The sequence below is a fragment of the uncultured Streptococcus sp. genome, from assembly GCF_963528215.1.
GTDB lineage: Bacteria > Bacillota > Bacilli > Lactobacillales > Streptococcaceae > Streptococcus.
The window spans coordinates 1-12,246 of the sequence record NZ_CAURVL010000040.1; the positions used below are offsets into that span (position 1 = coordinate 1).

At 43.5% G+C, this 12,246-nt stretch carries 11 protein-coding genes; 1 reads left to right on the forward strand and 10 read right to left on the reverse strand.

Annotated features, from left to right (window positions below; all coding sequences use genetic code 11):
• The coding region (gene rnjA, locus RWS24_RS10065) for a ribonuclease J1 (protein WP_314367152.1) at positions 1-1,509 on the forward strand (1,509 nt) is incomplete at its 5' end.
• Between the two features lie 29 nt (positions 1,510-1,538).
• Here the strand turns inward: rnjA and RWS24_RS10070 are convergent.
• The 10 genes from RWS24_RS10070 to pgk all read right to left on the reverse strand — a co-directional run.
• Positions 1,539-2,285 (reverse strand): DNA alkylation repair protein, encoded by a 747-nt coding sequence (locus RWS24_RS10070; protein WP_002916078.1) that lies wholly within the window; start codon positions 2,283-2,285, stop codon positions 1,539-1,541.
• The gene (locus tag RWS24_RS10075) at positions 2,269-2,856 is read right to left on the reverse strand and encodes a TetR/AcrR family transcriptional regulator (RefSeq protein ID WP_002916080.1); all 588 of its coding nucleotides are present in this window, start codon (positions 2,854-2,856) and stop codon (positions 2,269-2,271) included. Before RWS24_RS10075 ends, RWS24_RS10070 begins: the two co-directional genes overlap by 17 nt.
• Positions 2,849-3,268 (reverse strand): VOC family protein, encoded by a 420-nt coding sequence (locus RWS24_RS10080; protein ID WP_125445412.1) that lies wholly within the window; start codon positions 3,266-3,268, stop codon positions 2,849-2,851. Before RWS24_RS10080 ends, RWS24_RS10075 begins: the two co-directional genes overlap by 8 nt.
• A 103-nt stretch (positions 3,269-3,371) precedes the next feature.
• Positions 3,372-3,776 carry a GNAT family N-acetyltransferase gene (locus tag RWS24_RS10085; RefSeq protein ID WP_314367157.1) on the reverse strand — a complete coding sequence of 135 codons (405 nt, stop codon included), beginning with the start codon at positions 3,774-3,776 and terminating at the stop codon, positions 3,372-3,374.
• 51 nt (positions 3,777-3,827) lie between these two features.
• Positions 3,828-5,174, reverse strand: a complete 1,347-nt coding sequence (gene glnA / locus RWS24_RS10090) for a type I glutamate--ammonia ligase (protein ID WP_002896640.1) — start codon at positions 5,172-5,174, stop codon at positions 3,828-3,830.
• Positions 5,175-5,205: 31 nt separating this feature from the next.
• Complete coding sequence (locus RWS24_RS10095) at positions 5,206-5,571, reverse strand: MerR family transcriptional regulator (RefSeq protein WP_314367161.1); 366 nt, start codon at positions 5,569-5,571, stop codon at positions 5,206-5,208.
• An 80-nt stretch (positions 5,572-5,651) separates the two neighbouring features.
• Positions 5,652-6,176 carry an aromatic acid exporter family protein gene (locus tag RWS24_RS10100; RefSeq protein ID WP_125342605.1) on the reverse strand — a complete coding sequence of 175 codons (525 nt, stop codon included), beginning with the start codon at positions 6,174-6,176 and terminating at the stop codon, positions 5,652-5,654.
• Positions 6,177-6,359: 183 nt separating this feature from the next.
• Complete coding sequence (locus RWS24_RS10105) at positions 6,360-7,025, reverse strand: CHAP domain-containing protein (protein WP_125342606.1); 666 nt, start codon at positions 7,023-7,025, stop codon at positions 6,360-6,362.
• Positions 7,026-7,197: 172 nt separating this feature from the next.
• Positions 7,198-11,763, reverse strand: a complete 4,566-nt coding sequence (locus RWS24_RS10110; protein WP_314367166.1) for an antigen I/II family LPXTG-anchored adhesin — start codon at positions 11,761-11,763, stop codon at positions 7,198-7,200.
• Between the two features lie 300 nt (positions 11,764-12,063).
• Positions 12,064-12,246: phosphoglycerate kinase (gene pgk, locus RWS24_RS10115; protein WP_031264311.1), on the reverse strand; the 183-nt coding region annotated here is incomplete at its 5' end.

The following is a 12,246-nucleotide window of genomic DNA, read 5'->3' on the forward strand; positions in this document are numbered from 1 at the left end:
TCTTATATCGTAGAAAATATTGACCGCGTAAAAGCTGTCCTCATCACCCACGGGCACGAGGACCATATCGGCGGTATTCCTTTCCTGCTCAAGCAAGCCAATGTTCCTATCTATGCTGGTCCTTTGGCTCTTGCTCTCATTCGCGGTAAGCTAGAAGAGCATGGTCTATTGCGCGATGCTAAGCTTTATGAAATCAATCAAAACACAGAACTACAGTTCAAGCATCTGAAAGCTACTTTCTTCCGGACAACCCACTCTATTCCAGAGCCCTTGGGAATTGTCATCCATACCCCGCAGGGTAAGATTGTCTGTACCGGTGACTTCAAGTTTGACTTTACACCAGTCGGTGAGCCGGCAGACTTGCACCGTATGGCTGCTCTGGGTGAGGAAGGCGTTCTCTGTCTCCTATCTGACTCGACCAATGCTGAAGTTCCTACTTTTACCAATTCCGAAAAAGTGGTCGGACAGTCTATCATGAAGATTATCGAAAGCATTCATGGACGGATTATTTTCGCCTCCTTTGCCTCAAACATCTTCCGGCTCCAGCAGGCAGCAGATGCTGCTGTCAAGACCGGTCGTAAGATTGCGGTCTTTGGCAGATCCATGGAAAAGGCTATTGTCAACGGGATTGAGCTGGGCTATATCAAGGTTCCTAAAGATACCTTCATCGAGCCAAATGAACTCAAGGACTATCCAGCTGGCGAAGTGCTGATTATGTGTACCGGAAGTCAGGGTGAGCCGATGGCAGCCCTGTCTCGGATTGCTAATGGTACCCACCGTCAGGTTCAGCTGCAGCCAGGAGATACAGTTATCTTCTCATCTAGCCCTATCCCTGGTAATACGACCAGCGTTAACAAGCTGATTAATATCATTTCCGAGGCTGGTGTAGAAGTGATTCACGGTAAGATTAACAACATCCACACCTCTGGACACGGTGGCCAACAAGAGCAGAAACTCATGCTCCGCTTAATCAAGCCTAAATATTTCATGCCAGTCCATGGTGAATACCGTATGCAAAAAGTCCATGCAGGCCTAGCCGTTGATACTGGAGTACCAAAAGACAATATCTTCATCATGAGCAATGGTGATGTGCTGGCTCTGACAGCTGACTCAGCCCGTATTGCCGGCAGCTTCAACGCTCAAGATATTTATGTTGATGGGAACCGCATTGGTGAAATCGGAGCTGCAGTCCTGCGCGACCGTAAAGACCTGTCAGAGGACGGCGTTGTCCTGGCTGTCGCGACGGTTGATTTTGAGTCCAAGATGATTTTAGCCGGTCCAGATATTCTCAGCCGTGGCTTTATCTACATGCGCGAATCAGGTGACCTCATTCGCCAAAGCCAGCGCATCCTCTTCAATGCTATTCGCATTGCACTCAAGAATAAAGATGCCAGCGTCCAATCTGTCAGCGGCGCTATCGTCAACGCCTTGCGTCCTTTCCTCTACGAAAGCACTGAGCGCGAACCGATTATCATTCCGATGGTGCTTACACCAGACGAAGACAACTAAAAAATAAGCTTTGCTAAATCTAGCAAAGCTTATTTTTCTGCTTTATTTTTTGTTCGCGAAGCATGCTTGATAATCCAAACGCAACTCGGACTCAATTCTTCCTTTTGCCAAGCTTGAATGATACACTCAAACTTTTCAGGATCTTCTTTGTATAAATCATTCAGATTATTAGCGACACTTTTTTGGATTGATTTATCCGCATCATCCTTTAGATTCCTTAAAATAGCGGTAAACTCATCAAAATAATCTAAGACCACAGTCTGCTTCTTAGCCCAAGGCAGTCGGATACGCATACACTCGCTGGCTAATCTGCGGACGCGCATATTCTCATCTCGGCTCCACTCTAGCAGTAAATCCATGGTAGCTTTAGGATAATTAGCCAGCAAGGGCCGCATGGAAAATTCTCCAGTAAATCGCTTGGTTAATTCCTTGCTGAAGGCTGCACTCAGCTCGAATTCCTGACTTCCGTAAAGTTCTACGTATTTGCCAATCGGCCACAACCAGTACCCTTCTGAGAACATACCCAAGCCGCCCTCTAACTCCGGACCAAGTATCTGCTCAAAAACCTTCAGAGAATCAGCATAAGAAAGCGGCAAGCATTCTTTGATACTCCTTGCCAGCAACTCTTGACGCTGAGTAAATTCCAAAGCCTCTAATTCGCTTTCAACTAGAGACATAAAATGCTGAGCATCAAATTTATCTGTTACTGTTTGCAAGCGACGGCCCAAATCCTCCGCATAAACCAAATCATAATAATCTTTAACCTTTTTCGCCATAATTTCTAAATCCCCTTAACAGACTTCTCACTGCTTTTCTAACTTCTGCTTCTTCCTCTTTCTCAGCTAGAAAAAGAGACAACTCATTCAAGGCACCTGAAATCATATGAGCCGCCATATCCAGATCAATAGAGATAAGTCTTCCTTCTTTAGATAAAATGTCTAATTGCTCTCTCAAATGAAAGAAAGAATTAGCCTCGTCCTGACGACGCCACTCTTTCCACTCAACGACATTGGGACCATCAAGCAGGAGAATACGTTTATTTTCCGTCAAGGTCGCAAAACGAACAAAAGCAACACAGCCTTCCACCAACTGCTCCCAAGAATCCTGTGCTTCCAGGGCGTTTTTTTCTACATAAGCCCCCAGTTCGGACTGAATTTGTGCTAGTACGGCGGTAAATAAAGTCTTCTTATTCCCGAAATGGTGATAAAGTGCACCTCTTGTCATTCCCAACTCATCTACAATTTCTTCCAAGGAAGTTTCTGAAAAACCCTTTAAAGAAAAATGTTTCCGGGCGATAGCTAATATTTTCTTGCTTGTCTCTAAGGAAGCCTGCTGTTTTTTATTCATCTTCACTCTCCAAATAATTTGCCGCAAACTCAGCACTAGGTGGAATGACTTGAATTACATCAACCAAAACAGAACCCGGCGCTTTCACAATGAAATGGCGCTGACCAAAATCTTCACTCTTAATGGGAAGAAGGAACTCCATTTCTTCTTGCTGACGCAATTCTTCATAAAGACAATCCACATTGTCAACTTCGATATTGATGATCAGGCCACTCGCCTTAGACTGGTAGGCTTGTGGCACTGTCCCATGCTTACTATCAATAAAAGCAAGCTCAAAACCACTCTCGATATTCTTTAAACTAATATACCAATCTGAATGGAAGGTTTCCTGAAATTGGAAATGGTCAACGAAAAATTGTGCCGCTTGATTAAGGTCTTCACTCATTAAAACCGGATATAAACTGGTAATCATTTGTTCTCCTTTTCTTAAACTTTATTTTAACATACATACTGAATGTATGCAAATAAACATTAAAAAACAGAAGCCAAATTGGCTTCCATTTATTGAAAATAGCTCAGTTTAATCGTTTGATAAAATGATATTTGGTAATGCCCTTTTGCGGGACATCTGCTAGACTGGCGTAGATTTCATAGCCTTGCTTGATGTAAAAATCCTTGGCCTGATAAGATTTAGTGGACAAGGTAATGCTAGTTACTCCAGCTTCTGCAGCCTTTTCTTCTAATTCTGCCAGCAGACTGGCTCCCAATCCTCTTTTCTGATATTCTTTATCCACCACCAAAGCCTTGATATGAATGTTTTCCAGCACCTGTTGGACATGGAGTAAGGCAATTAACTGGCCATCTTCTTCCCGCCTTAAATAATAATCTTGAGGTTCAAGTTTTTCAAGCATACCTGAACCAAAACAAGCCTCATATTGCTCATCAAAAACCCGCTTTATAAAATCATGAAATTTTTCCATCTTTCTCCTCCACGAAAAAGCAGGGGATATGCCAATCCTCCTGCTCTAAGTTTAATATAAATCTAAATAATTATCCACTTCCCATTGAGAGACAAAGGTTGCATAGCTAGCCCACTCGATACGCTTAGCTTCTAAAAAGCTCGTATAGATATGCTCGCCAAGTGCTGCTTTAACGACTTCATCCTCTGTTAAGGCCTTCAAGGCATTGTGAAGAGTTGATGGCAGGTCTGTAATTCCTGCTTCCTTACGCTCTTCAGGAGTCATGATATAGATATTCTCTTCGATTGGGGCTGGAGCTTCGATTTTATTTTCAACACCGTGCAGTCCAACTTCCAAGAGAACAGCCATAGCAATATATGGATTGGCCATTGGGTCAACGGAGCGCAGTTCCAAGCGAGTACCCATACCACGAGAAGCCGGCACGCGCACCAACGGTGAACGATTGCGTCCCGCCCAAGCGATATAAACTGGCGCTTCATAGCCAGGAACAAGACGTTTGTATGAGTTAACCGTTGGATTCATGATAGCTGTATAGTTATAAGCATGATTAATCAAACCACCCAAGAAATGGTAGGCTGTTTCTGACAGCTGCATACCTTTTGGATCTTCTGGATCGAAGAAGGCATTATTTCCGTCTTGATCAAAGAGAGACATATTACAGTGCATACCAGATCCCGCAATGCCAAACTTAGGCTTAGCCATAAAGGTTGCATACAAACCGTGCTTGCGAGCAATGGTCTTCACCACCAGCTTGAAAATCTGAATCTTATCACAAGCTCGAAGCACTTCATCATACTTAAAGTCAATCTCGTGCTGGCCGACTGCTACCTCATGGTGACTAGCTTCTACTTCAAAGCCCATCTTGGTCAGGACATTGACGATTTCCCGACGAGTATTGTCTGCCAAATCTGTCGGCGCCAAGTCAAAATAACCGCCCTTGTCATTTACTTCCAGCGTCGGATCGCCATTTTCATCCAGCTTAAAGAGGAAAAACTCTGGCTCTGGTCCGAGGTTAAAGGACTTGAATCCCAGCTCTTCCATATGCTTGAGGGCGCGCTTGAGGTTACTCCGGGGATCCCCTAGAAACGGTACATGATCAGTTGTGTAAACATCACAAATCAGACCCGCTACACTGCCATTTTCATCCCCCCAAGGAAAGACCGTCCAAGTATCCAGATCAGGATAAAGATACATATCTGATTCATTGATACGGACAAAACCTTCAATGGAAGAACCATCAAACATGGCTTTATTGGATAAGACCTTGTCAAGCTGTTCATCCGTGGCAGGAATTTCTACATTCTTCATAGTCCCTAAAATATCAGAGAACATAAGACGAATAAAGGTAACATTTTTCTCTTTTACTTCGCGACGGATATCAGCTGCTGTAATAGACATTAAATTTCTCCTTGTAATTCAAACAAAATAGCTATGGTCGACGCATCTGACCAAAGGTTGGCAGAGAAGAAGCAAAACGGCCTTGCTGCAAGATGTCATGATGCAGGGCACGACGGACATCTTTGTCACTAATGGTCTTTCGGGACTTGGCTTCACGCTCAGCATATTTCCTCTTAATCGCAGCGATATTATGTCCTTCCGAAATATAATCCTTAATTTCTAAAAGGCGGTCCATATCATTCAAAGAATACATCCGACGATTCCCCTCATTCCGAGCAGGGGTAATCAGATTCTGATTTTCATAATAACGGATCTGACGGGCAGATAGGTCCGTCAGTTTCATAACACTGCCGATGGGAAAGACTGCCATGTTTCGGCGAAACTCTTTTTCCTTCATTCAAATTCCTCTCTACGCACTATTATAGGACGAAATAAATCTTATGTCAAGAAATAATGTCAGATTTTCTTACACGGATTTTATTTTTTCTTTTCAAAGATGGTTCGCAGCCGATCTATATCAGAATTTACCAGAATTGCAACAAAGACTCCCATAAAGGTTTCAAAGATTCTGGCAAAGACATACAAGATGGTATCTTCCGGCCGAATGGATAGCGTAATAATCAGCATAGCAGATACTCCGCCAATGACTCCAGCCTTGTTGTTCATGGCGACATTGGTCATGATTGTCAGCATGGTACAAACCGGCACCAAAAGGAGGGTGACCCAATACTGCTCCTTAAAAACACTATTGACAATGAAAAATAGCAGAGCGTAAAAACCACCGATGCTGTTTCCCAAGATTCGCGATGTCCCGAAGTGGACACTCTGATCAAAATCCTCACGAAGACTAAAGACCGCCGTTAAAGCACCAATTTGCAGGCCTTTCCAACCAAAAAGGCCAAAGAGCAGTAGAATGATGAAAACAGCCAGACCGGTCTTAAAGGTACGCATGCCCAGACGAAATTTCGATTTATCAAACTTGTACTTATTGAAATAACTCATTAGACTCCTTCCTGGAAATCCTCCCTCTCTTCATTTTAACATATTTCGCCTCAAAAAAACTCTTTCTGCTCAGGACTTTTCCCGCACAAAGAAAAAGCTCTATCAGCTACCGCATCAAGAACTCTCTCCTATCACACAAAGCAGGCTGAGATATTCTTTATCCCAGCCTCGTTGTTATTATCTTTAGTTTGGATAAATGTAGGTAACTCCACCCATAAATTCATTCGGGTTAAAGTAGCCACGATAGTTGTTAATCTGCTTTTGGCGATTGTAGTTGGCTTCCAAGACTTGGATAGAGCTGTCGCTTTGCACATCTGTCACATAAGCAACGTGTCCGTATTCACCGCCATCCCAAACTGCAATAGCGCCTGCTACTGGGACATTTCCTGTTGCATAACCCTGAGCACCAGCATTGATCGCCCAAGTATTAGCATTGCCCCACCAGTTGCTTGCCCAAGGCGCCATTTCTTTCACACCCCAGGTACATTGACCGATTGGGTAAGAATTGCCATAGTCAGTTGGTGTATTTAAGACAACATCTTCGGTATCAGATACCAAAGCAGCATCGCTTGTCGCTTCATAAGCTGGAGCACTGTATGGATTGTAAGTCTGAGCCAAAGCTGTACCATTTACTTGCAGCACATCTCCTGGGTTAATCGTATCAAAAATTGATTTTCCATTATTGGCAGCAAGTTCGTAAGGATTCATCCCATTGGCACTAGCAATGGCAAAAAAAGAGTCCCCTTGCTGGACAACGTAAGAATCTGCATTGACAGCTTGAGTGCCGATTGTCGCCAAAAAAGCTGTAGAAGTTAAACCAAGAGTTGCTTTAGCAAATGCTTTTTTCATAACTGTTTTTCTCCGTATAATTTGTTGATAAAAAAATCATACCTCATTTACATGTCAGTTTTTTTAGAGTTATGTTTTTGTCATGTTACAAATGATTTAGACTTTTGCTACATGAGATTTAGCAGTATTTTTAAGGATAAAAAGGCTAGGGATTTCCTAGCCTCATCTATTATCAGTCTTCTTTACCTTTCAATTTTCCTAGACCTAAAGCACCAATAATGGCTGCTAAACCTAGATATGGCAGATAGACTGCATCTTTGGCTCCCGTTTCTGGCAGAAGAGAAACAGGAATCTTTTTAGCCACTGGAGTTGGATTGGCTCTTCTTGGATCGTTTACACCCGAAACAATCAGATGCTGTGACTTAGGAGTGACTGTTGTAACTGTATTTGAAGCATAGACTACATGGTTGACCGTATTTATGTAGGTATTTTCAAAGGTACCTGCAGCAATTCGCTTCATCTGTAGATAAGTTTCAGCCTGAAAAGCTGAATTCAGAGAAATAGTCTCTAAGAATTCTTCCTTGAAACGAATAGAAATCAAGCCTTTCTCAAGATCAATATTCGCAGCTGTATACTCAGTCAAATCTGTACCAGCCTTTATCACCTTACCATCTTTGAGCGTGATGTCCACTTTGGCAAAGGTTTTGTAAGCACCCGTGTACTCATCTCCTCGTTGGTCATAATCATCCATAAAGCTATAGTCTGTCAAACCTTCAGAGTGGTTAGCAGGGATCAAGCCTCCGATGAGACGATAGTTAAAATGCCGTCCCAAAGTCAGTTCCTTGCCATCCAAGTTCTCTGCACTTGTTGGATCAAGACTCAATGTAATATCTTTTTCAGGACTGATTTTAGGAATATTGTTCACGACTACGTCTGTCGCATAACCATTTCCAAAGTCAATTTGATAAGCCCGGTTCTCGAATTTACCACCTGTGCGGCCCATTCCTTCTTTGACCGCCATAGGACTTGTAATGGTCAAAGATTTACCTGTTACGACATATTGGTCATAAAATGCTTGGGCATCGTCTGCTGCAAAGAGTTGGAAGGAGCCTTTAACAGTGATATTGGCCTTTTGAAGGAGCTCCCGAACAGCAGTAGGTGCTGTTTCAAGACTCTCATAGTGAGTTACTGTCACACCTGCCACAGCCTTGCCATCCGCATCTACTAGCTTGACTAATTCCGGACGAAGTTCAAGTGCTTCTTCTGGATAGTCATCTACATAGTAGAAACCTTTTTGAATCGTGCTCTTAGATGACTTGTCACCCTTATACTGGTCCAAATCCCAAGTCAGCTCGTAGTAATTGGTCGAACCAGCCAAGACTTCCTTACCATCAATCACCAATCCTGCCTTGTTTTTATTGACCTTGGTTGGCTTGATGTAATTATTGCTAGGATTGTCTGAATCGTCTGGCTTGCCTGGCGTAGTCACGCGTACGACATTTGAGCGGACACCATAGGCATCATTGACTGTCAGGGTGAAATTATTAGTATAGGTTGCGCCATCATTGAGTACTCGGCCAACCACTGTTGGAAAGAGCGTAGCAACTTCTTTGGTCGTATCAGCGTTATAAGTAGCTAAGGTTGCTGCAGTTGCTTTAAATGTCACTGTGTGACTAGCCTTATCATAGCTGACGTCAAAACCTGCGCTAGCAGCTTTTGTTGCTTCTAAGTCAACTTCATAACCACTTGGCAACGGATCAGCAATGACAAAAGAAGTCGTCTCGCTGCGTCCAGCTGGAAGAGCTTCTGTCTTTAAGGCAAACTGAACGACAGACTGCTTAGCTACAAGAGTCTTATCAATATTGGTGCCTTGGTCATTTTGAATTTCTTTATTGATCAGCGGCTGAGATTGTAAAAGAGCATAATGATAATGCACAGTCGGTACTACTGGCGCTGCTGGCTCTTTTTGATAAACAGGCTCCGCTGGTCTAGTTGGAAGCGGGCTATAAGTTGGTTCTACCGGCTTATTAGGCTCCGGTGTATCTGGTGTAGGAGTTGGCGCTTCCGGCTCCTTCTCATAAGTCGGTGCTGCCGGAGGTGTTGGCTCTTTTTCATAGGTCGGTTCTACCACTGCTGGCCGGACAGTTTTTTCTACTTCATAGCTTGGCTCAGAAGGCTTACTAGGCTCTTGTGTATCTGGTGTACGCGTCGGTGGCGTCGGATCTTTTTCATAAGTCGGTGCTGCCGGAGGTGTTGGAAGAGCCTTCGGTGTTGGTGTAGTTGGAGTTGGATCCAAAGGCTTAAGCGCTTCTTCAGTTGGCACTGCAGGAGCTGTAGGAGCTACTGGCGCTTCCGGTTCTTCTACTGTGATGATTGGCAGATCATTCGCTCGAACATCACCATTAATCGCAAACCAAATATTTGGTTTCTTAGCAGCTAGTTTGTCAGCCCTACGTGGATCAGTAGCCTCTGGCTGGCCTAACACTTCAGAAGAGGAAATCGTTCCAATCGTCATGCTGTTGGTTGTACCAGAAATTTCCACCGCTCCTGCTCCATACCATGAATTTGGAGCATCTGTAGTGTCCCAGCCTGAGTCTGGCTGAGCATTCTTATACATGGTAAAGCGAGATCCGCCAACTCCTTTTTTGAAGTTTTCAGACTCGGTCGCATAAATTTGGCCGTTCTTTTCACCAATAGATGAACCTGAAATCTTGTTGAAAGTTCCGGTATAATCTTTGGCCATTTCGATAGAGTTAGCTTCACGGTTGAGGGAAGCCACGGACATCAAGGCCTGGTCAAAATTAATCGGTTGGCCTTTATCATCATAAAAGACAAATTCCGTCTTCACAAAGAGAGAGGTTGCATCTTCAAAATTTCCTGTATAAGCTGAAGCAAACACTCCCATGGTTGGATCTTTAAAAATACCTAACCAAGCCTTATCATTGCGGAATTGGGAGCTTGGATCAAGAGTATAAGTATAAACGATTTTAGAAACTTTTTTCCCTCGATAATAAGTTCCCTGAAGATTTGTATAGGTTGCTGTTGCAGACTGACCGCGGCTCAGCAAAACAGAAGACCATTCAGTCGGCCCTTTACCACTTGTTACGTTAGAACTATAGTCTGCATACTTGCCAACCGTACCAAAGCTTTCCTGCTGATTGGTCTGATAGTTAGCATTTTGAATATCTGTTACTTTGAAGTTGTCCAACTGGAAGAGTTTCTTAGAAAACTCTGCAGTATTCTTCACAGCGGCTTCCATGCCAGCATAGCTGACGAACTCACCAGTTGTAGTCAGTGACAGATCAGCATTAGGTTCTGATTTGAAAACCAGACTTTGCGCAATTGGACGGCTCAGATGCCCGTCTTCAGTCTTCTTTGCTTCTGCGATAGCCAGTCCAGCCTTAATCTTGGCCTGTTCGGCATCATACTTAGCCTTATCTTGCTGATACTTGGCTAATTTTGTATTATAGACAGCCAAATCAGCATTATACTGGGCCAACTGAGCTTGATAATTTGCTTGGGCTTGAGCATTACGCTTCTTGATTTCTTCATTTTCAGCTGCTATAGTGGCATTCTTAGCTTGGTTCTCTGCCAGCTTTTGCTCATATTCTTTTTGAGCTGCTGCATTTTCAGCTTCAATTTGAGTCTTTTTAGCTTCATAAGCTGCTAAATCTGCTTCATATTGAGCTTTTTTATCTTGATTTTCCTTTTGGATACGGGCCAATTCTGCCTGATAATTCGCCTGAGCAGCTTGATATGCCGCTTCATTATCAGCATTGGTCTTTCGGACAGTAGCTAAATCTGTTTGATATTGGGCAAGTGCTGCCTCGTAGGCCTCTTTTGCAGCCGCATTCCTCTGTTTAATAGCTTCATTATCAGCAGCAATCTTAGCATTGGCAGCTTGAGTATCCGCTAAAGCTTTTTCGTACCGGGCCTTAGCCGCCGCATTCGCCTTCTGAACACGGTCCAGCTCACTAGCATAAGCCGCCAGAGCCGCATCATAATTAGCCTTTGTTTCCGCATTTAGTTTTTGAACACGAGCTAATTCTGCATCATAGGCCGCTTTAGCTGCTTGATAGGCTGCCGCATTATCCGCATTCGTCTTTTGAACCGCTGCTAAATCAGTTTTGTACTTGCTCAGTGCTGCTTCATAAGCTGCTTTCAGCTGAGCATTTTCTGCTGTGATCCGAGCTACTTCTGCCTGATGGGCAGCCAAATCTTTAGCATATTGCTCCGCTATCGCTTTGTTTTCTGCTGTAATCCGAGCCACTTCCGCCTCGTAGGCTGATACTTTTTCTTTGTACTCCTTGACCTTGGTATCAATCTCGGTTACCTGAGCTTGATAATCTGCTGCAATCTCCGCTTTTTTGTCTGCAGTTTCTTGAGCAGTCTGGGCCACTCCTTTGTCAACAGCTGGGTCTTTGACCACTGTCAGCCCAGCTTCTTGAGCCTTTTTGACGCTTTCATCTAAAGCAACTGTTGGAACGGTAACTGTCACACCGCCGTCCGCCTGACCTGCTCGCGCCTGACTCTCTTTAGATGCCTGACTGGCTGGCCCTTGAGCTTGAGGCAGATTAGTCGCTGCATTTCCAGTACCTACCATTTCAGTATTGACAGGACCATTAGTATCAGATACCACTTCATCTGCTCTTACTTGCATCGTTGACGTTAAAAAAGCCGCACCTAGAACAGCACCGCATAAAGTTTTAACAGCCTTGTTTTTCCGAAAACCAAAAACTTCTTTTTTCTTCATTTTTCTCCTCCCTCTGCTAACTTTTACAGTCAGCAGTTTTCCCAAGCCCTCTGAAAATCAAAAAATAATTGAAACCTCCTACCGGAAGCTCCATTCTCATTTTGACTTTCTTTAAGCATCAGAATATATATCTTTATCCTATCAAGTTTTCCCTCGTTTTGCAAGCATTTTTTCCTCAGTTTATTTACCTTTTTTGTTTTTTGGACATTGATTGCATAATGTCTATTTTTGGTTTTCTCTTCCCTCTCTGTTCCACAGATTTTGCGTAAAAAAGAAAGGACCAGTCTTTACTAGTCCTTCTCTTATTATAGTTTTATAGAATATTAAATATTCTAGGTTTACTGCTTATTTCTCAGTCAGTGCTGCAAGTCCTGGTAATACTTTACCTTCAAGGAGTTCCATTGAAGCACCACCACCAGTAGAAATCCATGAGAACTTGTCTGCACGGCCAAGGTTGATGGCTGCGGCAGCTGAGTCACCACCACCGATGATTGATTTTACGCCAGGTTGTTTCACGATAGCGTCCAT

Bases quoted from the DNA above. Each gene is read 5' to 3' on its own strand.
- RWS24_RS10070 (WP_002916078.1), bottom strand. From the start codon at position 2,285: ATGGCGAAAAAGGTTAAAGATTATTATGATTTGGTTTATGCGGAGGAT.
- RWS24_RS10075 (WP_002916080.1), bottom strand. From the start codon at position 2,856: ATGAATAAAAAACAGCAGGCTTCCTTAGAGACAAGCAAGAAAATATTA.
- RWS24_RS10080 (WP_125445412.1), bottom strand. From the start codon at position 3,268: ATGATTACCAGTTTATATCCGGTTTTAATGAGTGAAGACCTTAATCAA.
- RWS24_RS10085 (WP_314367157.1), bottom strand. From the start codon at position 3,776: ATGGAAAAATTTCATGATTTTATAAAGCGGGTTTTTGATGAGCAATAT.
- glnA (WP_002896640.1), bottom strand. From the start codon at position 5,174: ATGTCTATTACAGCAGCTGATATCCGTCGCGAAGTAAAAGAGAAAAAT.
- RWS24_RS10095 (WP_314367161.1), bottom strand. From the start codon at position 5,571: ATGAAGGAAAAAGAGTTTCGCCGAAACATGGCAGTCTTTCCCATCGGC.
- RWS24_RS10100 (WP_125342605.1), bottom strand. From the start codon at position 6,176: ATGAGTTATTTCAATAAGTACAAGTTTGATAAATCGAAATTTCGTCTG.
- RWS24_RS10105 (WP_125342606.1), bottom strand. From the start codon at position 7,025: ATGAAAAAAGCATTTGCTAAAGCAACTCTTGGTTTAACTTCTACAGCT.